At 37.6% G+C, this 25588-nt stretch carries 17 protein-coding genes; 3 read left to right on the plus strand and 14 right to left on the minus strand.

Annotated elements, in window-relative coordinates; all coding sequences use genetic code 11:
- Positions 1-12: 12 nt before the first annotated feature.
- From M2373_RS03560 to M2373_RS03590, 7 genes are all read right to left on the minus strand, one after another.
- Positions 13-3153 carry an efflux RND transporter permease subunit gene (locus M2373_RS03560; protein WP_259107539.1) on the minus strand — a complete coding sequence of 1047 codons (3141 nt, stop codon included), beginning with the start codon at positions 3151-3153 and terminating at the stop codon, positions 13-15.
- Between the two features lie 83 nt (positions 3154-3236).
- Positions 3237-3569, minus strand: coding sequence for a hypothetical protein (locus M2373_RS03565; protein ID WP_259107542.1), 333 nt, complete (start codon positions 3567-3569; stop codon positions 3237-3239).
- A gap of 324 nt (positions 3570-3893) precedes the next feature.
- The gene (locus tag M2373_RS03570) at positions 3894-4658 is read right to left on the minus strand and encodes a LytTR family DNA-binding domain-containing protein (RefSeq protein ID WP_259107545.1); all 765 of its coding nucleotides are present in this window, start codon (positions 4656-4658) and stop codon (positions 3894-3896) included.
- A gap of 214 nt (positions 4659-4872) precedes the next feature.
- Entirely contained in the window at positions 4873-6192 is a 1320-nt protein-coding gene (locus M2373_RS03575; RefSeq protein ID WP_259107548.1) for a RagB/SusD family nutrient uptake outer membrane protein, read from the minus strand.
- Positions 6193-6203: 11 nt separating this feature from the next.
- Entirely contained in the window at positions 6204-9533 is a 3330-nt protein-coding gene (locus M2373_RS03580) for a SusC/RagA family TonB-linked outer membrane protein (RefSeq protein WP_259107551.1), read from the minus strand.
- A gap of 6 nt (positions 9534-9539) precedes the next feature.
- A complete protein-coding gene (locus M2373_RS03585; protein WP_259107599.1) occupies positions 9540-12104 on the minus strand; it encodes a zinc-dependent metalloprotease in 2565 nt (854 codons plus the stop codon).
- 129 nt (positions 12105-12233) lie between these two features.
- Positions 12234-13817: a histidine kinase gene (locus M2373_RS03590; protein ID WP_259107554.1), complete on the minus strand. Its 1584-nt coding sequence runs from the start codon at positions 13815-13817 to the stop codon at positions 12234-12236.
- A gap of 725 nt (positions 13818-14542) precedes the next feature.
- On the opposite strand from M2373_RS03590, the gene M2373_RS03595 reads away from it, so the two are divergent.
- Positions 14543-15043, plus strand: coding sequence for a hypothetical protein (locus M2373_RS03595; RefSeq protein ID WP_259107558.1), 501 nt, complete (start codon positions 14543-14545; stop codon positions 15041-15043).
- A gap of 21 nt (positions 15044-15064) precedes the next feature.
- On the opposite strand, the gene M2373_RS03600 is transcribed toward M2373_RS03595, so the two are convergent.
- The 5 genes from M2373_RS03600 to M2373_RS03620 form a co-directional block, all read right to left on the minus strand.
- Positions 15065-15334: a hypothetical protein gene (locus M2373_RS03600; protein ID WP_259107561.1), complete on the minus strand. Its 270-nt coding sequence runs from the start codon at positions 15332-15334 to the stop codon at positions 15065-15067.
- Positions 15335-15343: 9 nt separating this feature from the next.
- Entirely contained in the window at positions 15344-16705 is a 1362-nt protein-coding gene (locus M2373_RS03605; RefSeq protein ID WP_259107563.1) for a S41 family peptidase, read from the minus strand.
- Positions 16706-16720: 15 nt separating this feature from the next.
- Entirely contained in the window at positions 16721-17461 is a 741-nt protein-coding gene (locus M2373_RS03610; RefSeq protein WP_259107567.1) for a hypothetical protein, read from the minus strand.
- A gap of 156 nt (positions 17462-17617) precedes the next feature.
- On the minus strand, positions 17618-18535 hold the full coding sequence (locus M2373_RS03615; RefSeq protein ID WP_259107570.1) for a T9SS type A sorting domain-containing protein: 918 nt from the start codon (positions 18533-18535) through the stop codon (positions 17618-17620).
- Positions 18536-18611: 76 nt separating this feature from the next.
- Complete coding sequence (locus M2373_RS03620; RefSeq protein WP_259107575.1) at positions 18612-19922, minus strand: hypothetical protein; 1311 nt, start codon at positions 19920-19922, stop codon at positions 18612-18614.
- 99 nt (positions 19923-20021) lie between these two features.
- On the opposite strand from M2373_RS03620, the gene M2373_RS03625 reads away from it, so the two are divergent.
- Entirely contained in the window at positions 20022-20231 is a 210-nt protein-coding gene (locus M2373_RS03625) for a hypothetical protein (protein ID WP_259107577.1), read from the plus strand.
- Here M2373_RS03625 and M2373_RS03630 read toward each other — a convergent pair.
- Together M2373_RS03630 and M2373_RS03635 are read right to left on the minus strand one after the other, a co-directional pair.
- A complete protein-coding gene (locus tag M2373_RS03630) occupies positions 20228-23515 on the minus strand; it encodes a TonB-dependent receptor (protein WP_259107578.1) in 3288 nt (1095 codons plus the stop codon). The genes M2373_RS03625 and M2373_RS03630 overlap by 4 nt on opposite strands.
- Positions 23516-23570: 55 nt before the next feature.
- Positions 23571-24524: a FecR family protein gene (locus M2373_RS03635; protein ID WP_259107579.1), complete on the minus strand. Its 954-nt coding sequence runs from the start codon at positions 24522-24524 to the stop codon at positions 23571-23573.
- Between the two features lie 238 nt (positions 24525-24762).
- Here M2373_RS03635 and M2373_RS03640 point away from each other — a divergent pair, with 238 nt between their 5' ends.
- Positions 24763-25380, plus strand: coding sequence for an RNA polymerase sigma factor (locus M2373_RS03640; RefSeq protein WP_259107580.1), 618 nt, complete (start codon positions 24763-24765; stop codon positions 25378-25380).
- Positions 25381-25588: the final 208 nt, after the last annotated feature.

Here is a 25588-nt window from a genome sequence, read left to right on the forward strand (position 1 = left end):
TTCAGCTAAGATTTAGCTTCTCTTAATTTTTTTCTTTTTACTGATTCGTTCAAATAAAACATAAAGAATCGGCAAAACGAATAATGTTAACAGTGTAGCGAGCATTAAACCACCAATCACTACGGTTGCCAACGGTCTCTGAACTTCGGCTCCCGCTCCGTTGCTGATCGCCATTGGTAAAAATCCTAATGAAGCTACAAAAGCCGTCATTAAAACCGGACGAAGACGGATTCTGGTCCCCATCAATACGATTCTGCTCAGGTTATTTACTCCATCTTTTTTTAATCGGTTAAATTCAGAGATCAAAACTATTCCGTTTAAGACAGCTACTCCGAAAAGAGCAATAAATCCTACACCCGCACTGATGCTGAAAGGCATACCTCTTAAAGCAAGAAAATAAACACCGCCAATAGCAGATAAGGGGATTGCCGTATAAATCAGCAAACTATGTTTTACGGAACCGAAAGCAAAGAATAATAAAAGGAAAATCATCACCAAAGAAATAGGAACGGCAACTCCAAGCCTCGCTTTAGCTTCGTTTAAATTTTCAAAAGCACCGCCATACGAAATCGTGTACCCCGGAGATAATTTCAGATCTTTCTCTACCTTATGCTGAAGATCTTCCACAATAGTCTGAACATCTCTTCCACGAACATTAAAGCCAACAACAATTCTCCTTTTGGTATCTTCTCTCTGAATCTGATTCGGACTTTCCTTTAACTCAACTTTTGCGAGTTGCGATAAAGGAATCTGCTCTCCGCTTGGTGTAGGCACCAGTAGATTCCGGATGCTTGTGATGTCTTTTTTCTGTTCAGTAGCCATTCGGACCACTACATCGAATTTTCTTTCCCCTTCATATAAAGCTCCTGCAATTTGCCCTGCAAAAGCCATATTGATCACTCTGTTGATTTCTGCTACAGAAATATTGTACCGTGAAAGTTCGGCACGGTTATAATCAATCACCACCTGCGGAGCCCCGACAACGGGTTCTAAATACAGATCCTGAGCACCTTTTACTGAAGTAATAATTCCACCTAATTTTTTAGCATAGATTGCAAGGCTATCCAGATCTTCTCCGTAAATCTTGCAGACAACATCCTGCCGTGCTCCGGTCATTAATTCATTGAAACGCATCTGTACCGGAAACTGAAAACCGGTTGTCAATCCCGGAATCACTTTCAGGGCATGACTCATTTTTTCTGAAAGCTCAGGGAATGAATGTGCGGAAGTCCATTCTTTTTTAGGTTTTAAAACAATAATCATATCGCCGGCATCCATAGGCATCGGTTCTGTAGGAATTTCGGCACTTCCTATTTTAGTAACTACTTTCTGTACCTCAGGAAACTGTTTTAACAGAATCTCAGCGGCCTGAGTGGTTGCTTTTTTGGTTTCTTCGATATTGCTTCCCTGCAGAATACGCATTTCTACAGCAAAATCTCCTTCTTCCAACGACGGAATAAATTCGCCTCCCATTCTTGACAAGACAAAAACAGCTCCGGCAAAAAGTACAACAACTGCTGCAATGATGGTTTTTCTGAATTTTAAGGCTTTCATCAGCAATTTCTGATGTCCGATTTCCACTTTGCCCATCACTTTATCCGAGAAATTTTCTTTTACTTTTTTCTTTCGGCTCAGCACCAAAGAACTCATCATCGGAATATAGGTTAGTGAAAGTAAAAATGCGCCGATCAGAGCAAAAGCTACCGTTTGCGCCATGGGCTTAAACATCTTTCCTTCAATACCCTGCAATGTGAAAATAGGCAGATAAACAATTAAAATAATAATTTGTCCGAAAACAGCGCTGTTTACCATTTTTGTAGCAGAATTTGAAACCTGGTCGTCCATTTCTGCCTGTGAAAGCATATTGTCTTTTCCGAAATGTTTTTTATGAGCCAGCTGATGCAGAACGGCCTCTACAATAATCACGGCTCCGTCTACAATCAATCCGAAATCCAGAGCTCCGAGACTCATAAGATTCCCTCCGACTCCGAAAATATTCATCATGATAATAGCAAAAAGCATCGCTAAGGGAATCACGGAAGCGACCAATAAGCCCGCTCTGAAATTTCCAAGGAAAAGAACGAGAATAAAAACAACAATCAGTGCCCCTTCCATTAAATTGGTTTTCACTGTGCTGATTGTATTGTTCACCATTTTAGCCCTGTCCAGAAACGGCTCAATAACGACTCCTTCCGGTAAAGATTCCTGAATTTTATCCAGACGCTGTTTGATATTTCCAATTACTTCATTGGCATTTTCACCTTTTAACATCAGAACAATAGCTCCGGAAACTTCTCCCGTATCGTTGAACGTCATAGCTCCGTACCGTGTTGCAAAGCCAATTTTCACATCAGCAACATCTTTGATATGAATAGGAATTCCGTCTTTTGTATTCGAAACCTGAATATTTCCGATATCTTCAGAACTTCCAAGCAAGCCTTCACTCCTTATGAAAAGTACGGTTTCTTTCTTTTCGATATAAGCTCCGCCTGTATTCTGATTATTTTGCTCCAAAGCATTGAAAACATCATTGATATTGATGTTAAAAGCCTGAAGTTTATTAGGATTAATAGCGATTTCGTACTGTTTTAGTTTCCCACCAAAACTGCTGACATCAGCTACGCCTTTTGTTCCCAGCAGCTGGCGGCGAATCACCCAGTCCTGAATGGTTCTCAGTTCGGTTTCATCATAAACGTGTTCGTAGCCTTTTTTGGCTCTTACAACATATTGAAAAATCTCTCCCAATCCTGATGAAATAGGTCCCAGCTCTGGTTTTCCGATTCCTTCGGGAATATTTTCCTGAACCAGCTGCAGACGTTCCTGAACTTGCTGACGAGCCCAATACACATCGGTATCATCATCAAAAACAACGGTTACTAAAGATAATCCGAAACGTGAAAAGCTTCGAAGCTCTGTAATTCCGCTGATGTTGCTGGTTGCCTGCTCAATAGGAAATGTAACAAGGCGTTCAATATCTGCTGCTCCATATGAAGGTGCAACGGTAATCACCTGAACCTGATTATTGGTAATATCGGGCTGTGCATCTATAGGAAGTTTTGTTGTTTCATATATTCCCAGCAGAATCAGCCCAATGGTAAACAGAGCGATAATGAGTTTATTCTTTACAGAAAACTCAATAATTTTATTTAGCATGAAAAATTTATTAATTGATAATTAACAAGAAATGAGTGCTTTAAAGGAAAATCCCAAAGCATAATAATAACGTTTAAAATCAATTAACAAGAGCGCGGTGGCTGAAAAATCTGTGAAAGATAACTGCTGGAAAAGTCTTTTTCCTGATAGACAGTCGTTGTTTTAGAAATAATAATTTCCTTTATTTTTTCGATATGAAAAATAGTTTCAGGAAGCTGAGCATGAATCATCAGTACCACAGGAGGATTGATGAATGGAAGTTTTTGGTCTGTATCCCAGTCAGCATCTTTTTTGTGATTATCATAATGTTCAACAAAAAATTCTGAAAAGCTTCCTGGATATTCCATTAAATGTTCTACAAAGACAGGTACCTTCAACACTTCCGCTATATTGGTTGTTGCAAGCACATAAATCATCGAACATAGTATGGAAACCCATCTCAACATGGGTGCAAAGATAAGATTTAATTCTTTTTTTCCATAATAATTATCCTTAATAAAGCGGATAATAAGTCACTGATCTCAATTTTCATCAGTTCTGTAAAAGTTTTCCCTCTTCATTTTATTCATCATGTAAAAGCTTATCTATCCGATTTTTTTAGTAAAGATTATTCGTATCCGTTTTATTGTTAGAGGACTAAGGAAAGTGAAATTTGCTTCACGAAGATTGGAAAATACGGCTACATCAAATCAACTTAGCTGATTCTTCTTTATTCACTTCAATAAAACTGAAAAAAAAGATCAGTTATTCAGCCAGTTTAAACATTCGGCAATCTGTCTTTTGCTTATAAAAACCTCAGCATTGATTTCCGGAGCAGGAGAAAGTTTTAACTCCACTTTCTGACTCGAATGTTTAATAATTTCGGTAATTGCTTTTTTGTGAATGATAAATTTCCTGTTTACCTTGAAGAAAAACTGTGGATTGAGCTTTTGAATAATATCTTTAATGGTATCGTCATAAATATAGGTCTGATGATCTGTGGTTGTCAGAAAAAGATATTTTCCTGAAGCAAAAAAATAGGCAACATTATTTTCGTCTACTGACTTCAGTTTATTTCCTTCTCTGACCATAAAACGTTTCATCATATCAGGGCTATCCGGCTGACTCAGCCTGGAAATAGATTGGAGTACCGGCTCAGGATCGAAATTGGAACGGATCGAAATGAATTTTTGTAACGCCTTATGTAAATCCTCTTCTTCAAAAGGTTTCAAGAGATAATCTATGGTAAAATGTCTGAAAACCTGCAAGGCATATTCGTCAAATGCTGTAATGAAAATGACAGGAGTAAAAAGCTCCACAGATTCAAAAATTTCCAGACTCATCCCATCTCCGAGATGAATATCCATAAAAATCAAGTCCACAGAATGATTTTCAAAAAAATCTATTGCCTGTTTTTTCGAACGAAGAACTACGGTTTCTGTAACAGAAACAATATTTTGTTTGTTCAATAAATCTTTCAGATAATTTACAGCCAGTAATTCATCTTCTATAACGGCAACTTTCATAACATTTACAAAAGTACAAAAAAACCGCTAAAACAATTACGTTCAAGCGGTTTCAGGGGTGTTAATATGAATATTTTATTAAAAAATTACGACACTCTATTGATCGGATTTCATCCAACCGTTTATTAAATTATCCCTTCGGGACTAGACGTTTTTTGTAATTATCGCCTTTTATTTTGCCGTAATTTTAATCTAAAAATAATATCAGTGTATATTATAAAAAAGGATTATTTTTTCTGGCACTTTGCGGGAACTCTATGGTGTATCTCACGTCGTTTTGCTGAAGAATATAGTCCTGTCCGTTAATTGTATGGGTAATTTTTTTCTGATTCGTTCTTCTCAAATCAAACCAACGCTGCCCTTCCAGTGCAAATTCTCTGAATCTTTCATCTAATATAAAACTCATGAATTCTGTATCGTCCATAGCATTGATTTCGCTCTGAACAACAGTGTATCCTGCCGGCGTATATCTGTTTTTTAAAACTTTAAGCAGCGTTTCTTTAGCTTCATTCAGCCTGTTTAACTTAACTAAAGCTTCAGATTTTATAAAATACAATTCTGCAGTTCTGAAAGACACTCTGAAATCGGAGCTTCCGCCCTTGATTACTTTGTATTTGCTTCCGTTTTTTTCAAAATAAAGAGCAAATCTCTTGTCTGTGGTGCTGTTGTATTTTGAAAGCAGTTCTGAAGAGGCAAAAGATAAATTCTGAACAGAGCTGTTAAATGCATTGTCCAGAGCTACGATCGATTCTACTGAAGCATAGTGGTTAGGTGCTGTGGAAGTGGTATTCAGGTCACTTAAATCACCTTTAATGGCCAGTGCCTGATTGGAATAATGTAAAGCCTGATTCCAGTCAGACTGATAAAGAGCGGTTCTTGCCTGAAGAGCATTTAGTCCGGCTTTTGAAAATCGGTAATTGATTCCCAACGGCTGTTTTTCTTCAATCATCAATCCTTCTGCTTTATCTATATCTGCATGCACCTGATCGTAAACCTCCTGTACACTGGCGGGTTTTAAAACTTTTTCAAGATCAATCTCAAGATTGATCGGTACGCCTCTGTCTGAAGCTGCAGTAGCACTGTTATAGGGTTTCCCGTATAAATTGACCATGTCAAAATACACATAGGCACGAAGGGCATACGCTTCCGCCAGAATCTGATTCTTTTCAGGGGAATCTGCCATGGTTTTGCTTCCTTCATTAATAATCTGATTCAGATAAAAAACTACCGAATAGAAACTTACCCACGGAAATTCTGTGGTAGCCTGATCTGTATTTGAATCTTTCCACATCGCGATCTCACGATAGGAAATAAAATCACTTGTATTCTCATCAATACTCATCTCATCCGTACGAAGAGCTGTTAATGATCTGTGAACGGGATATTTTGAATAAGCTGACGTCAATACTTTTCTGTAATCATCAACAGTAGTCGGGATGATTTTCCCTTCAGGCTGAATATCTAAAAAACGATCGCATCCGATGCTGGAAAAGCTTAATACTGCAAGCGCTATAATTGTTGTAATTTTTCTCATTTTTTTAACTTTTAAAAAGAAATATTAAATCCTACTGTAACTGATTTTGTAATTGGCTGTGCATAGATATTTCCATACGTTTCCGGATCAAAATATCCATCATATCCATTACTGAACACAAACAGGTTACGGGCTTCAAGGCTCAGCCTCAAACTACTGATTCCCATAGGATTTGTAAATTCTTTAGGCAGTGTGTAACCTAAACGGATGCTGCTGATCCTGATATAACTCACTTCTTTTGCCCATACATCCAATAAACTGTAAGCATTGGAACGGTTGTCGGCAAACCATTTATTCGCCATCCAACCCGGGTTGCTGTCCATATCCGAACTTGTAATCCCCGGAAGCGTGGTACCCGCCTGATAGATATCTTTTGTGTAGTTTCTTCCTCTGTCCAGCTCCATTCCACGGTATGAAGGAGTACGCATAATCGTTTGCTTTAAGTTGAAAGCCGCTGAAATCGTCAGATCAAAGTTGCGAACTTTAAAGGTGTTGATAATTCCTCCTGTAAACTTAGGATCTCTGTCACCTACATAAGTGAAAAGACTTCTCAGTTCCGCATTAGAAAGCTTGGTATCCACCAATTCTCCAGGAAGGAAATCTGCATATACATCGTATAATTTGAAGAAATCTTCTGCTGATACTTTTTCGTTTCCTCTCCAGAACATTGGGTTTCCGTTGGCATCCATTCCTGCCGTTTTTAATGCAAAAACAGCATTTACCGGAAGTCCTTCTCGGGAAGGAAGCAAAGCATTGTCACGAGGCTGCTCGCTGAGAACTCTGCTTTTGTTGTGAGCAAAATTGATGGTTGTTGACCATTTGAAATTTTCTTTATCAATATTTCTGGTTGATAAAGCCAGTTCAAAACCTTTATTGGTTAAACTTCCCCAGTTCATCATTGTATATTCAAATCCGGTTTCAAGCGGAGTTTCCTTCATGCTGATCATATCTGTTCCCTTTCTACTGTAGACATCTGCAGTAAGGTTTACACGATTCTTAAGCATTCCAAGGTCCAGACCAAGGTTTACATTGGTTGTTTTTTCCCAACGAAGTTTATCATTTGGCGGACTGATAACATTAATGATATTTTCTTTTCCTCCGGGAAGTATCGTGGCATCACTGTATTCGCCAATAAAGAATGGTGACGTATTACGATCTATATTTCCCTGTAAACCGTAAGAAGCTCTTAGTCTAAGATTAGAAATCGTAGAAAGATCTTTCATAAAGTTCTCTTTGGTCACTAACCACGAACCGGAAATGGCCCATATCGGCAGATATTTATATTTTTTGTTAACCCCGAATAGATTGGTTCCGTCATATCTTACACTTCCGAAAAAGGTATATTTCTGATCAAAAGTATAGGAAGCCGTTGCAAACATTGATGCGTAGGCATTTTCTATCGGCGGCATTTCGCGGTAGGTTTCATATTTTCTTTCTGCTGCAAAACTCGAACTTGGGAAAACAATCGGAGTAGCTCTTCTGGTAACAGAATCATAGCCGAAGGCTCTTGTAACCGTGGTATTATCTTCCGTTTTACGAAGTTCAGTTCCGGCCATCAAATCAATCTCATGCCTTGAGTTGATCTTTGTGCTGTATGTACCCTGTAATTTCCAGTTGTATTGGAAGAAATTATTATCCCAATTCTGTTTTACTCCACCATCCGGCAAAAAATAACGGTACGCACCATCTTTATAATAGCGTGTTCCCTCTCTCATTTTTCTGGTAAAATAGGTATTCTGGGCAGCAAACTTTTCTGTCTGGTTACCATCATACTGAATTCCCAGCTGAGATGTAATTCTCAATTCTTTTGAGATTTTATACTCTAAATCCAAAATGGCCTTTAAGGAATGATTCTTCAGTGTATAACTTGTATTTTCTCTTTCTTCCAGAAAGTTGAAAGGAATATACCTGTTTTCGAAGCCATCAATATCCTGATCATATCGGTAGCTTCCGTCTGCATTGAAAGGTGTAAGATAAGGATTGGCGTTTCTTGAATAATTTACAGGGCTAATAGAAGCATCGGCGTCTGTTACAAACGATTCCCGTTCGCTTTGAGTACCAAAAATAGATATTCCTGCATTTAATTTATCACTTATTTTATAATTATTTTTTAAGGTAAGGTTATATCTTTTAAAACCTGTTCCGATGGTTGTTCCCTCTTCATCGTAGTATCCTAATGAGAAGTAGTAGTCCGAACGGTCACTTCCACCGGAAACACTTAACCCATACTGCTTATTGATGGCATTTCTGTATAACAGTTTTCCCCAATCGGTATTGCTGTTTCTCAACCCGTCAATCTGCTGGCGCGTGAATCCGTTTAAACCGTCTAAGCCACCGGTTCTGAAGGCATCCAGCTGGTTATTTTTCATTAAAATCCTCATCACTTCCCCTTTATCGGTACGATAGGTAAGATCGGTACGTTGGGCAAGCATCAATTCAAGATCAACTTTTTCAGAAGCATTCAATAGATTAAGTCTGCTGAAATCAGGACGGGCAGTCACGAAAGTATCTGCTGAGAAGTTTAATTTTAAACTTCCTTTTTTCCCTTTTTTTGTCGTAATGGAAATTACCCCATTGGCTGCTCTGGCTCCATAAATAGCAGTGGCTGCAGCATCTTTAAGGATCGTAACATCTTCAATATCATTAGGATTAAGCCCCGCAATGGAAAAATTCTGAAGCTGATCAATATTATCTTTATCACTGAAATTCGGAACATCATTTCCTTCCAGCGGAAGACCGTCGATCACCCACAGCGGATCCTGGGGACCGGAAAGAGAAGCCGTACCTCTGATTCTGATCTTCGCAGGACTTCCGGGAGCTCCGGTCTCCGGTGTTACCACCACTCCGGCAATCTGACCGGATAACATCTGATCTACACTGGCAACACCAGCCTGATTGATATTATCCATCTTAACCGTTGAAACAGAAGAAGTCTGTTTTCTTTTTTCAATTTTCTGATATCCGGTAATGATAACTTCCTGTATTTTATTTTTATCTGAAACTTCCGGTACCAGCCTTACAGTATAATTGGTCTGATCTTCACTGATCTGAATAATTCTGGATTCATAGCCCGGATAGCTTACCAGTACGGATTTTGTGTCAGCAGGGATTTCAAGTATAAACTTCCCGTTCTTGTCGGTTACTGTACCTACAGATACACTTTCAATAATTCCGACAAGATCGGTTTTTGTAGAGACAGACTGTGTTTCGATCTTTACAGATGCACCAGCTATTATGATCGAAGTATTTCCGTCTTCGATTTTTCCTGTAATGGTTTTCTTTTCCTGAGCCAACGCAATCTGAGCTGCCAAAAGAGGTAAAAGTATTAGCGTTTTTTTCATAACTGATTATTTATTTAAGGCTTCATTAATACGAATGATTAAGTCTGCATAATGAGCCTTGGAGGCATCATCTCCTTTGTTTTTAGTTTTATTCAATAGGTTTAATACTTTCTGAAGCTCTGCTCTTTTGTAAGTCGTTACTTCAGATACTCTTTTCATCGATGAATAGTTGATATTCCTAAGATTCTGCTCTTCTTCATGAAAATTACAGATCGTGGGAATATTCAGGGTATTATCAACTTTTAATGCTTTGACAGCTGTTTTTTCAAATAATTTATTGACCGAAACGATCAGTGCATCCACGTAATTCTTCTGGGTCATTTTTTCAAGAATCGTCAGGTTTCCTTTTTTATTGAAAATCGCTCCCCTAACCTGGTCAAATAAATTTTCTACCGTGTAGATTTCTTTTTTTGAACCTGAAACTTCCTGTTTCAATTCATTTTCAAGCATTCTGAGCAATCGGTCATCCATAAATAATGAATACAGATTGCCATACTGCATACCTCTCGCCAGTGTATACGGAGTCTGTTCGAACGGTCCCATCGGAGAGTTTTTCACGGGATATGTTTTTTCTGTAATCGGATTAAAGAACAGCCATTCCGGAAGATTGATCGAGTTTTTGATCAGATAATCAACCGCTCTTTTCTGAGTTTCGGCAGGCACAGCTTCGTAGGCTTTTTTATTATTTCCGAAAACGGTATTATTCAGATAAATACCTCCCACATTAGCCATCACATGTCCTGTATAAAGGTCCCACTGTCCTATTGTCCCTAAATACAATTTCCCTGCATCCGTATAACTTTTACCATCTTCATAGGTCCATTTTAAAAGGTTGTCAACAACGATTTTCAGGTTTTTCATCCCATACTCACTCGCTTTCATCGCATCATCTCCCAAATCTTCAGATTGTGATCGGGGATCAATGGTTTCCAGATAATTCTGCTGTTCACCATAGAAATACATAGGATCATCCTGATGTTTTTCTATTAAATTTCTCAAGGCCTTTTTCTCAGATGCAGCATCCGGATACCAACGGTACCCCCACTCAATTGCATACTTATCATAAACTCCGATTTTAGGCGTAATGGCAGTTACTCCATCTTCCGGCTGGGCTACATAATTGTATCGGGCATAATCCATAATGGAAGGAGCCGTTCCCCCCATTTTGTCTGTAAATTCTTTTGAACGAAGAGATTCTACAGGAAATGCGAAAGAAGCCCCCATATTATGTTTCAGTCCGAAAGTATGACCTACCTCATGAGAGGATACAAACCTGATTGCCTCGCCCATATGCTCATCACTGAACACGTTTCCTCTTGCTTTCGGATCTATCGGCCCGGTCTGAATTCTCATCCATTCCTGAAGAGATGTCATCACATTATGCCACCAGATGATATCTGATTCAATAATTTCTCCGCTTCTCGGATCTACAACTGAAGGTCCCATAGCATTGGCTTTAGGTGAAGCAGCATACGTTATGACGGAATACCTTACGTCATCAATATCAAAATCTTCATCCTTTTCATCCGGCATTTTGGCGATGACAGCATTTTTAAAACCTGCTTTTTCAAAAGCAGCCTGCCAGTCATAAACTCCTGCTATGATTTTTTCGCGCCATTGTATAGGCGTTGACGGATCAATATAATAAACGATCGGTTTTTTGGGTTCTACCAACTCTCCTCTCAAATACTTTTCTTTATCTTCATCTTTTGGCTCCAGATTCCATCTTGTAATGAAGCGTTTTTCGTCCATCTTCTGCTGACGGTCATTGAAAGTCCAGTGTTTTTCGCTGAAAAAGCCAACTCTTGAATCATCTATCCTTGGCTGCATAGGCGTTTTGGACAGCAATACAATATTACTGGTAACTCCAAGGGTTACCGGAAGATCTACTCCACCTTCGTTTACCGATGTAGTCAATTGGGATTTCACCACAAGATTCTGAGGAAAGGTTTTTACATTTTCGATATACGAAAGATTTGATTTTACCGAACCTCCAAGCCCTACATTGGCCAGAACATCATTAAAGCTTTTCTGATTACCGTCAAAAACTTTATTGACCTTAATAGCTACCGAAGTAGAATCGTTGTTTTGAGCTTCAATATCAAAAACTTCAATCACAGACTCTGAAAAATTATCTTTCACTGATTTTGTAATGACATCGTTTTTAGGCGACGACACCTGTGGCACTACGGTTTTAACCCACACTTTCTTTGCTACTGTATCACGGTGAAAAGAAATGACTTTATTTTCATAGTTCATTCCTTTATTCAGACCTGCTTCATTCACCTGCATAGGCACCTGAGAAAGTTTGTTGACCACCAAAAACTGACGCCCCATCAAACTGTCCGGAATTTCAAAATAAACATCCGTTTTAACCTGAATCGTATTAAAAAGTCCTTTTTTATAGGTTCCTTTTTTGATCAGGTCTTCTATTTTTTTTGTTTTTTTTGATGAAATATCTGCTTTATCAGTTTTTTCCTTATTCGTTTTTACAGTATCTTTTTTCTGTGCGAGTACTGTGGGTGAAGCCATTGCAAGCCCCAGGTACAGTGCCAGTCTGTAATTCTTCATTAAAATAGTCCGATTCATTCCAAATTATTAGATATCTTAGTTTCAACCGGCAAAACTAGAGGTAAAGAAATCATCTCAATAGTATTAGGGAGTGAGAGGTTAAAATTCAGGAGTGAGTGGATTTTATTTTCACTCAATTAAAGGCAAAAAACATACAAAATATTCACCTTCTATAGAAATATTAAGAGAATTGCTTTTAAAATAATCATAAACCTGTTTCAAATAGTCAATCCCGAATTTCTCACCCTGTACTGTATCATCAGCTTTCGGCTGCCATGTATTTTTAATGATAATTCCTTCTTTCTCAACGGTAATTACAATCTCCAATGGGCTATCTATTGTAGCTATATTGTGCTTTATAGCATTTTCCGTCACCATCTGAAGTGACAGATACGGAATCTTTTTCTCTAAACCCGAAGAATTGTTGATGATTAAGTCAAAACTCATTTCCTCATCAAACCTGCTTTTCAGAAGTTCCATATACTGACGGATAAAATTGAGTTCCTGCTCTACAGGAACGATATTTTCTTTTGGCGGTACAATAAGATATCTGTATATTTTAGAAAGATTCATGGTGAATTTCTGTGCATTTTCTTTATTGATGCCGATCAGCATATAAAGAGAATTCAGAGAATTGAACAGAAAATGAGGATTTATATTATTTTTAAGCTGCTGAAGCTGGTTCAGGGCTTCCGCTTTATGCATTTTCTCATTCTCTACAAGCAGTAGATTTTTCTCAGACTGTATTTTTTCTTTCTCCTGATACGCCATACTCCGGGATCTGTAAAACAAAATAAAAACAGTCACGATGAGAAATAAAGCTGCCAGAAAAATATACAGAGTATACATTTTCGTTTTATTTACACTTTCATCGATGAGAAAATTAACATGATTGATCACTGCATATCCCTCAAAATTATCAGTTTTTAAAGGTTTTATAAAACGGGTTACTTCAACATTCAGATATTCGGAAATAGCACTTCCTTCGGTATATCCCGATTCTGTTTTAGCAGATAAGGTGTCTTCCGGTTTAATATTCGTAAAATCAAAAATATTTTTTCCTATATATTTCTTTTCAGGATGGGTAATGCAGATCCCTTCTTTCGTAAAAACATAAGCATAGTTATTGGGTGTTTTATCTATATTGATAAAATACTGATGGAGGTCATCAAGACTCACAGAAGAGCCATAATACAATGTACTTTTGTTGGGCGTCGACAGAGAATCATAACTCACCCAAAACATACTGTCTTTACGGGTCAATAAGAAATCACTGAAATGTCCGGATCCGCTGTTTTTTATTCTGATATATTTTTCGTCACTTCCTTTATTTGTAAAAACGTGGGATAAAAGGCTGTTGCTTCCTGATTTCCCGGAAATATCTTTATAATAGTACCAACTGTAAGGCAACAAATGGCGTTTACGGTTCAGATCATTCAAAACTGATGAATAATCTCTATAGTTTTTAAAACCATCTTTCTGAATCAAAGCACGAAGCAGAAACTGATAATCTTCGATATTCCGAAATTCTTTTTCTATGGTTTCATACTTTCGGAAAAAGGTTTTTCTTGCAAATTCTTCATTATTTTTCCGGCTGTCCCGCGTAATTAAAAAACTCAGAACAGCAAACGCTACTACTGCTATTAAACACACCGACAGAGCAGCGATGTAAACAGATTTCTGGGATAATGTATGTTTAAAATTAATATTCAATTTGTTTTAAATTATTGTTTTTATACAATTAAATTTTACATATTGAGTGCTATTTTAAATCTGGTGTTTGATAAAAAATCGGATATCGGATCGAAAGGAAATAATCTTGTTACAATCACTCCCGGATATTAAGAAAATGGCTTATACAGCGTTAAAAGAAGCTGTTCTTATTCTAATTCCCCCTATAAATCAATTATTTGCGTGCAAAAATATAACAAAGATTTTAAAACCTGCAAAAATATGACATGATATTGTTCTGCTTATTCTTTTTTAATTTTAAACCTTTGTAAAGCTCGATAGTTGAAAAAATAAAGACGCAAAACTGATTTAAAAAACATTAAAAGTCCAAAGATTTTATCTTTAATACAATTCACTCTTATTCTTATTATAAAATAATTTCTTACAATCAACAATGATATAAGTCTACCCGTCGTGTATTTTGCGAAATTTTGGTATTAGATTCGTCGGTTAGAGTGTTTTTTGTAAAAAAGTGGAGAAAAGATTCATCTTCAAAATTACAAACTTCTCGATACGATTTTTTTTCAAAAATCTACTCGAAGTGACGAAAACAAATTAAAACGCACAACGGGTTAAGTCTATAAATTTTTAATTATTCTAAACAAGAAAAAGCAGCATCTGCGCAACTGAGCAGTGAACCATTATCCTAAACTTGTATATTTGCGAAAAAAATTACACTTAGTTAGATCAACTGATATAAAATAATTATGCCGACCGATGCTTCCCACAAGCTTATCCCCATGACCACTTTTGTCATCGAGTATTATTCAAATGAAGGATATGCCGATCTTCAGACATTGAATATGATGAAGAATTATGCGAATTTTCTGAAAAAACCTTTGACATTAGGAATGTTTATTCCTGTGGGTACTGATGGAGCCCTGTTGAAAGCGCCAAAAAACTATACTTCATGGAAATCACTGAAGCATAACCGTGAGACGGAGCATAATGAAAATGAAACTGCTCTTTTTGAAGAATATAAACTCTATCAAAAAGCAGAAAAGAAATGCCTCTTCAAAGGCTTTACCCTGGAATATAACGGATATTCATTCATAAGAATTACAGCTTCGTACAACAGCTCTATCGAGCTTACGTTTAACACCAACGATCTTAAGTGCAAAACTTTTGAGGACATTGAATCGCTCACCGTACTGAATGACATCTATCTGGATACAGCAGCCCTAAAAATCATTGGAATTAAAAAATAAACTGACACTGAAGATAAGCAATCAATGCTGCTTTGTTTTTTTTCTTAAATCCCGGATTTTTAAAGTCAGTAATTTCCGTAGATTGGTGTGATATTCTCTGTAGCTTTTGATGCTTTTTTCCAGTTTTTTCTTGTTGTCTAGATAGTCTTCATACAGCTCACACAATTCTGAAGCCTTGGCTATAGCATCGCAAGAATGAATATTGGAATCGTCTGTTTTCTTCAGCAAAAAACGGTAGTACTCCATCCGTTTTGTCAGATTACTGTGAATTTTTGGCTCTATACCCTGCATTTTTTACATTTATTTAGAATTTAACTTTAAAAATCCGATAAAGGGGCTGTCACTTTCCACAATAACTTTTGCTTCCTGAGACGGTGACTGAATATGGGCTGATTTTGAATAAATTTTATTTAAAACCGAAGCAAGCAGAATCTCATCAGAATCTCCCAAAGGAAGCAATGGTAAACCGGAATATTCATTCACCGGAATCTGTGGCGTAATCCCATTGCTGTATCCACCTTCCCCATTGGCATTGAATACCTTATAAATAACCGGATGCATTTGCCAGCTTATTTTCTTCGGCTTTCTTTTATCATCAATTACAAATCCTGCCATATCTTTTCCCAGCGTTACATTACCAGCCTGGATGACCTGCATATAAGGTTTAAGATTGTTAATAACGATTTCCGAAGCGGAAGCCGTACTGCCGGAAGTAAGAATATAGACTTTATTTAAGTTTAAAGAATTGGCACGTAAAGTACTAAAATCAAGAGCGTTGGAATCATATGCAATCTGCTGGGAAAATGTTCTTTTTACTTCACCGCCGTTTTTATTTCCTTTATAGGTAATAAATTGGGAGTTTGCAGAGATTCCGGCAGGAATCAAAGCACAAAGGGCTGCTGCAGATGATACCGAACCTCCATAATTATATCTCAGGTCCAGAACCAGTTCCTGTACTCCTGCTGCTTTAAATTCTGTAAATTTTTGGTTGAGTGCTCCGGTCATTCCATCCGGAAAATCATAAATATAAAGATAACCCGTTTTTTTACCGTTCTGTTCGAAAACTTTAGCCATCAAAGGCTGTTCAAATGAATATCCGTAATAGACCGTAATATTTTTTTCATTGATTACAGATCCGTTATTCCACGTTCCGACCGTCAGTTCGAGAATATTCTGATCAGGAATAGATGACGTTAACTGTTCTGCATTAGACGCAGTAATGGTTTGTCCGTTGATTTTCCTGATGATCATTCCTCTTTCGAGACCGGCATTTAAAGCGGGAGAACTTTTCAGTACTAATTTTATCACAGTCACTACTTCTCCGTTGCCCAACTGCAGAGTAGCATAGTCGAAACCGTACATATTGCGGACTGAACGAGGATATGTAGAGGAATCAGCGGTGTTAACAATGAAGGAAAACCTATCCTGAGGAGCCAGTAAACTTTTGAAGAAATCTTTTACCGAGAGATGGTAATCCGGTTTTGCGGGCATCTGTTCTGCCCAATAATAATACCTTCTCATACTATCCTGTACCCATACATTTACAGATTCTGTACTTCCTTCCGGAAAATTGGGGGTTTCATCATCGGTACGGCTGCATGAGATGATGATAGCTGACAGCAGTAATAAAACCGAGCCCTGAATTTTTAAAAATTTCCGCATACAATTTAAAGTCATTTATAAATAATCGGCAACGTCTATTTCGCCTTTCACTACCAAAACTCCGTTCTCAATTTTTTCCTGAAGGACAATCATATTGGCACCGATGTCCTGTTTGAGAGTAGCTTTAATTATATTGGTTCCGGTGTAAGGTTCCGTAGTTCCGGGTTTGTATAATTCCAGATAAACAGACTCTGTAGCACTGAAAAAAGTATATATTTTCACCGCTGTAAAGTCTTTTCTCCCTATTGTTTCGAATTCTGCGAGTACGGCTCCGTTTAATCTTTTCAGAACACCTTTCACATTTTCTGAAGACGCCCCTGAAAATTCGCCAAGATTTGGAAATATAAATTCAAATCCCACTCTTCCCAGATTCACCTGAGGTTTTACCGCGTAGGTTTGAAGGAAAATTCCCGGCAGATTAAAGAAATACAGGTTTTTATAATCGTTGATATTATCGTAAGTAATATTGTATTTTGCTATTTGAGCTCCTGTCTGATTGTTGTAAATTCCCAGTTCTTCAGCTTCACCCTGGTCCAGTACAAAACTGAGCTGGGTTTCTATTTTTTCGGTATAAGAAGAATTTCCGTTGATGGATATCGGAGCTCCGCTAAATCTCATCTGAATGACATCAGGTTTAGAATATCCTTTAATATTGACCTGTGCAGCTCTCTGAACTTTATCATAAAGTTCCAGGCTGCTGTTATCAGCACATGAAAGAAGGATGGTAAATAAGGCAAATGCTAAAATCTTTTTCATTGATATAATTTCAGATTGTAAAAATTCAAATTCGGAAAAATTGCCCCGGCCCGAGAGTTCAGGGCAATATTTAATTATAAAAAAAGTATGTTGGATGTAATTTCCATTAATTATTTTCGGTTTTCATGATTATCCTTTTTTACCCAGGATAGAGGTTTATTTTTTTATGAATTTCAATCTCTCAGTGATGATTCCGTCGGATACTACAGCGATATATGTTCCGGCTGTAAGTTCTGATACATTTATGTTTTTAGAATATTTTGCCTTAAGAATTTCCTGACCTGTCATATGATAAACAGTTACAGTAGTATTATTTTCTTTTAATCCTGAATTCAGTTTCAGCTGTAATGAGGCTGTTACAGGATTTTCTTCTATTTTCGTTAAAGATTTTCCGGTCTGAACGTCTTTTGTTCCTAAAACGGTTGCATAAATCGCCATCTCATCAATATTGATATTCTGAGAATTTGATGCTGCCCCTGACGAAATTCTGTTTGACCAAAGACCGATGTAAATTTTCTTTCCTGCAAAAGCCGAAATATTAACTAAACATTCTGCAAACTGAGTAAGATCAGCAGGTAAATTGGCACTTGTCGCATTGAATTTATAAACTGCGCCACCAGAATTTTGGGCATCTGTAGCCATTTGCTGAAAATCTGCAAGCTGTGGAACTTCTTTTTCCGGAGTACTTACAAAAATGTATATATCTCTGCTTACCAGCGTGTGGGTAGATCTTTGTCTTCCTACATATCCTGCCAGTGTAATTGTTCCGCCTGTTCCTGAAAGATCGATCATCGGAGAAACGATCCAGTCATTTTCAGTAGCAAATCCTGTTGCATTTCCTGTAGGCACCAAGTTGATCGAGTGACGAAGAACTCCTGATGTTCCATAGGCTAAGGCTGTCCCGTTGTGGTAAATATTCTGTCCCTGGATCCATCCGTTCCCATTGCTATTTGTATCATAGAAAGTCCATCCCTGCAGAGAAGCCGGAGAGTCAAAAGTATTGCTCCATACAGGAATCTGTGCAAATGCAGCTTGTGCTAAAAGGATTAGAGGCAGTAAAATTATTTTTTTCATAACACCAATTATTAAATTTAATTTTAAAAAGAAAAAAGCAGGGAATGGAAGCATACACATTCCCTGCATGATGAGATTAATCGATTACTGAGAAATCATATTTTGTCCAGATTCCCTGGAAGTTTCCACAGTTTCTTGGAGATACATTCCATCCTCCGTTGTTGAAGAAAGGCTGACTCATTCCAAATAAAGCTGCAGATGAACCTGTCAATAAATTGGCAGCAGGGATTCCTGATGTACCTGCACCAGTAACAGAAGTGGTAAATCCGTGTACTTTGATTGAGCTGTACACAGAAGCAGAAGATAATTCTGAACCTGTACCTTCTACTCTGATTCCTGTAGGATATCCTGTAATCACAGCGTCATTTAACGTTAATCTACCGTTTCTTCTGATATGGATACCGTTTTCGTAAGCCGGTCCTACACCAGAAACTGATGAAAGTACATTTGTACTTGGTCCTACAATCGTAAGATTGTTGATGACAGGGTGAGTAAGCAATGCAGTAGAAGAACCTGATGCGTTGTTATCCAACTCAATTCCGTTTGTATCAGAAACACCTCCACTTGTTGTGTGTGAAGAATTTGTATCTGCCAAAGATAATGCGCAAGTAATAGTTCCTGTATATCCGTTGTCAAAGTCAAAATTATCATCTTCAGCAGCGAAAGAAACTAAATTTGTAGCGTTTACAGTACCTCCGAAGAATTCGAAAGAATCATCCTGACCGTAAGATACCTGGATGTGATCGATCGTAGTTCCGTTTCCAACACCAGCTAATGTAAGAGCATTAACTTCGTTTCCTGAATTAGCTCCAACAAAATCATACCCTGCAAATTCGATACGAACATATTTCATAATTCCTGCATTATGAGCTGCATTGGAACCACCAAAATAATAATCGCTACCTGTTAAACCTTCTACAGTAGTTGTAGTAGGTACATTGGTAGGAGCATCTCCTAAAAGAACCACTCCACCGAAATCTCCAGGAACCGCTGTTGTATCTTCGTTACCGTCCAATAACTTGTAACTTGTAAAAATAATAGGCTGAGATTCTGTACCTGTAGCATTGATTTTACCTGTCTTTGTAATTACCAATATACCAGAACCTTCCCCAATAGCATTAGGCTTAGCCTTGATAAATGTTCCAGGCTGAATCGTTAATGTAGCACCATCTTTCACAGCAACTGTACCATCGATTTCAATAACACCACTCCAAGTTGTATTAGTGGTAATCGGACCGCTAACAGTTGTTACAGGAAGTGAAGAAGCAGTGATATACTCAGCAGAAGTAGATTTCATATCAAAAGTGCTTGAAGAGTCTGCTAAAGATTCATGTTGGCAAGCAGTAAGAGATAAAGCTGCTGCTGCGATTAGAGTTAATTTTTTCATTGTTACAATTTTTAGATTTATCCGGTTTATGTTTACCAGATATTTTTTGGTTTTTTAGGAACATTCTCCTCTATATTCCTGCGATTTGGTTATTTTTTTATGACTCTGCATTCCAGGAGGAGCCAGGATGGAGAGTTCCCTATTAATATTGTCAATACTCCGGGAAGAGCAGCTGACATCGGTTTTTATTTGAATCTCTACGATGTTGCGCATTCATCAGTAGCATCTTTGATCCAGTTTCAGGTCTCCGAAACCTGTACGTTGCATTACGAGCTCTTTTCTTCTGTTTTTTATTTAAATCTTTTCTAAAATGTATAGTTCACACTTAGTCCGAATATTCTTCCGCTGTAAGCACGAAATACGATTTTATCAATATTTTTATCATATTTATCGGTAGCCCCGGGTAACAGTTCCCACATTTCTCTTTCGGTCTGAGAAGTCCCGCCTTTTGATACTGAATAAGAATTATTATTGTTATAATATTCTTTCACTCTGTTGAAAAGGTTTCTGGCATTTAATTTCACTTCAAGATTTCTGTCTTTAAGAAACCGGTAAGAAATCTGGGCGTCTGCCACTGCATAGGGTCTTTGAATTTCTTCTGCATTGTAAGAATATCCTACCGTCATATACTGATCCCCTTTGGCATTATATAAAAAGCTTAATCCTAAACGTTCTCCATCATACAGTAAACCTACATTGTAAGCATAAGGAGTCTGCCCGTATAAAGGTCTTTCCACTTCGTAAGTAGCATCTTCGTCTGTCGTTTTTTCGCGGTCTTTAAAAGAGATCACTTTGGTCGTATTGTAAGTGAAATTTCCGCTTATGAAAAGCTTTTCAAAAAAAGAATCTCTTGAAATGAAGCCCAGATTTTTTCTTACTTCAGCTTCAACACCTTTTAGCTTGGCATTTTTAGAATTTCCGTTATAAAGGTGTAAATTTCCTTCATTCGAAATATATCCTTCTCTTTCAATCGGGCGGTCAATATTTTTATAATACAATCCCGCTGAAAAGATTTCTCCCAACCCCGGAAACCATTCAAATTTAAAATCATAGTTATTCACTACAGACGAAACCATTGCTGTATTATGAATCAATCCGTTTGCGATAGGATCAAAAAACGGAAGTCCTGTTCTTTCATTAAACTGAGGGCGAATCACCGCTTTGTTATATGCCAGTCTTACATTGATTTTAGTAGTCGGGCTGTAAGTGAAATTGGCAGAAGGCATCCATTGCCACGGCTTGTCTTCCACAGGAACTTTATTGACATTCTGAGGATCATTAGGATCCATTTGCTGAGAAATAAGACTATACTTAAAATATTCTGCACGCAATCCCCAGACCAATCTGAATTTATTTTTCCAACGGTTGTCAAACATTGCAAACATCGCATGCTGCTCAACCTTACCTTCATATTTTTCATCACTGTATAAAGGTCTGGTTTCCCAACCTATTCCTCCCGGAGCGTAATGCGAGCCGTCGAACCAATCAGAGAGTGCTCCGTCTAATGTCTTGATATTTCCACCGCCATTCGATTCGTCTACTCTTAATAAAAACTTCTGCTGAATATTGGTATTGCTTTTTGAGGCGCCTGCATACCCGGCTTTCATATCATTTTTAAAGTTTCCGAAATTCATATTCCATTTTAGGGAAGCTCCGTAATTATAGTCGGTTTCTTTGTTTTCGATATACCCTCTCGCAAAATCGCTCGATGAATTATTAATCTGATGATAAGCAATGATTTCATTTCCTATAAAATTATAAAGCGTCTGATGCAGCGTATAATCTTTGGTATCGGAAGAAACCCCCGTTCGGGCTGCAAACCAGTCGATATCTACATTTCCTATTTTATGATTCCCTTCCAGTTTATTTTGCAAAAGCGTCTGATAAACGGGATAATCGGCATTATCGGTATAAGGTCTGTCTAAAGATTTTATCTGTCCGGGATCATTATTGGGAACAATTCCGTTATAAAAATAATTGTAGGATAGTTCAGCGTTGCTGGGTAATCCGGTTCCTGAAGTATACTCGTTCCATCCTGTAATCCTTGTCAACGTATTATCATAAATATGCGTATAAGAATTTCGGAAAGAGAGCCTGTTTTTTCCTAACTGCAAACCAAAATTCAACATTCCGGCCAATGTAGAATTGTAGGTATATGAAGCTCCCTTATTTTTAAAATTATAAAACTTCACGGGCGACTGCTGATAATCCGGAGAGTCTGCACTGGTGAGATAGGTCGTATCCAGCCAATTTCCTCTTCCTGTGTGATCTATTTCCAGTTTATTCTGTTCATTTCTCACTACTAAGGCACCTGCAAATCCCCATTTATTATTGTTTTTAAGTCGATATGTTCTTCCTAATGCCAGCTGCATATTGCTTCCCATATCGGCTGTCGTTGCATAATTCGAGAAATTATCCTGGGTAAACTGCTTCGACTGCTCAAAAAACAATGGGTTTGTCCAGTTCATGGCCTGTAATCCTTTTGGAAAATCTCTTGTTCCGTCGTCATAGCCGAAATAATCATATCTTCCGCGCTGTCGGGTAAGAGCTTCCTTAAAAGTCGCCAAATCGTTATAAGAAGTTCCCACCGTTACGGTTGTAAAATTTTCATTGGGAATATCTTTGGTTTTTATTTCTACAAAACCACCTGCAAAACTTGCATTCATATCCGGAGTGGCACTTTTACTTACCACTACGCTTTCCACCATTGAGGTCGGGATAATATCGAATGAAAAATTCTGATTATAAGCTTCCGTACTTGGAAGATTGATCCCATCCATTGCCGCAGTATTCCAGCGCTCCCCCATAGAACGTACCACCACATATTTATTATCAATAGTTGTGATTCCGGTTACTCTTTTTAGTGTTCCACCCAAATCATTGTCGGGTGTTTTTGCAATTTGCTCGGCCGAAATCCCGTCGCTCATCTGAGCTGCTTTCTTCTGCTGAGCCAATAATCCTGCCTGAGTATCTGCCTTACGGTTTCCTGTAATCACCACTTCCCTGATATCCGTTATTTTATCTGAAGCCGTCTTCATCGCAAATGAAACGGAATTGGTTTCGTTTGCTGCCACCTTCATTTTCTCTACCCGTAAAGCATTATATTTAGGAGCTTTTACAGTCAGCGTATATATTCCGGATGGAAGTTCTAAAGAGAAATCTCCATTGTTATCTGTCACTGTATTTTTTCCGGCGGCATTTATTTCTGCCCCTGTCACAGGGTTTCCCACTTCATCAACGATTTTCCCCGAGATTCTTCCGTTTCCCAAAACCGAAACACTATTTCCATCATATTTTATTGAAATAAGATCTCCCCGCAGGCGATAAACGACAGGAAGTCCGTTGGTAATATCTTTCAGACAGGTATTAACGGGGATATTTTCGCATTTCACTCCTTTTACCTTTAATTCTTTAATATCTGATTTAGAATAAACCAACCGCATTCCCGTTTTACCGGAAAACTCTTCCAGAACATCTATCAACGGTTTTCCTGAGGGAACGGAAAATGATATTTTCTGCACCAGCTCCTGAGCCTCTGCTGTCACCGTAAAAAATATTGCTGCTATCGTAAGACCACATTTCAAACTTTTCATTATCACACTCTCTTTTAATTAAATTTTATCTGATTATTAGTTTTTGGGTTCTGAATTATGGCTGTTTTTTCAGGATATATATCTGTTTCTCTTTCTGAACTTCCAGTCCAAGGATAAATGCTAAAGCTTCAACATTTTCATCCGTATTTCCACCCGTAAAATCGGCCGTTATTTTCTTATCTGCCACTTCCTTCGGATATATGATATTGATATTGTAATTTTTCTGTAAAACTTCAGTTACTTCTTTTAGAGTAACATCATTAAAACTTAAAGACAGTAATGACGGAAATTCTTTTTTAGATTTGTTTTCTTTTTTAAATGAAATAATTGCGGCAGTACGGGACACCCCGAAATTGGTCCATTTCTGATGAGGCTTCAGAAAAGTAACGGGCACACCCGCATAAGAAACAGCCACTTTTCCTTCATAAAGATCTACAGCTTTATCATTACCTGCCTGAGTAATTTTGAATACCGTTCCCAAAACTTTGGTACTGAAGCCATCTGCCTGCACAATGAAGGGATGTTTTTTTGATTTCGCTACCGAGAAAATAGCATCTCCTTTCAAATCTACAACCCTTGTATCAGCAGGAAAAGATTTTTTTACCGTAAGCTCTGCTCCGGGAAATAAAGTCACCACTGAACCATCGGCTAAATAAACTTTTTCATTACCGGATTTCGCCACATAAACATCCGGCTTAAAGAAAGTATGATAAGTGAAAATTCCTCCTATTGAAAAAAGAAGTATTATAACGGCTGCGATTTGGTAAACATACTTTCTAAAGCCATTCGGATGATTTATAATCGGGGGTTGAATAAAATAAGATTCCAGTGAAAACAAAACCCTTTCTGCGGATTCTTTCATATGGTTTTTATCCAGACTCTTTTCTACATGAATTTTCCATTGATCTAAAAGTTCAGTTTCTTTCTGGGATATTTTCTCTTCAGAAACTTCTCTTTGCCAAAGTCTGAAGACAAACGCTTCAATATCTTTATACTTTAAGTTTTTCATAAATGCCTGATGTAAGTTCATCGTTACATCTATAAAACATCGAAAATGAAAAACTTCCCCAGGTCACTTTTAATATTCAATTCACATTATGGTCAACCTGTTAAACAATTTGGGCATTTTTCATCATTTATAAACATTTGATTCATATTTTACCACTTATTTTCAGAAATAATTAATCTTGAATTCCCCAAAGTTCACAAAAAGTTAATTTTCCTTTAGGTAATTTTGTACCAGCAATATGAATCAGACAGACCATAGTTTATTAGTGAAAATAAAAACAGGCGACCGTCCTGCTTTTGGAATATTATATGAACGGTACTGGGATAGTTTTTACCGTTTTGTTTTTGCACGCACAAAGGATAAGGAAGCTGCAGAAGAGCTTTTACAAAATCTTTGGATAAAAGTTCTTGAAAATGCAGAAAGTATCCAGACAGACGATCGGGGAAGCGCAAAAGGTTATCTTTTAAGATATCTTCATTACAGGGTAATCGATTACTTCAACAGTTATAAAAAAACATCATCTACCATAAGTATCGACGAATCTGAACATTCCATTGATATCACTGATACCGAATACTTTGAAATCTTAGAAGAACACGACGTTTCAGCTCTGTTTTCTATGATTGATGAAGTGGTTTCACAGCTTCCTGTGACAGAACAGAAAGTCTATGATTTTAGAATCCGTAAAAATATGTCTGTAGATGAAACGGCCGAAGCTTTGGGGTTAAGCAATAAAACGGTGAGTAATAAACTGAGCAAAACACTGGGCGAAATACGGGAACAGCTCAATCCCGAGTATCAGTCTTCCAAAAAGCTTGTTTCTCTATTAATTTTAATGGAAATGCTTGCAAGATAGGAAGGTCATTGCCGGTTCTGAAATAATTACAAAACAAAACCCCTTCTAAATTGCTTTAGAAAGGGTTTGTCATTCATATATATTATAATTGTAATTAAATTAGGGTCTAAACCTTAATTTTTCCTTTACAAATTCGGTCTCACGACAAAAGTCTGCTCGATAATCATTCCGTCGGTACCATCTGTGGAGATGCCTCCGATTTCTGAGT

This window comes from Chryseobacterium sp. JUb7 (assembly GCF_024806495.1).
GTDB lineage: Bacteria > Bacteroidota > Bacteroidia > Flavobacteriales > Weeksellaceae > Chryseobacterium.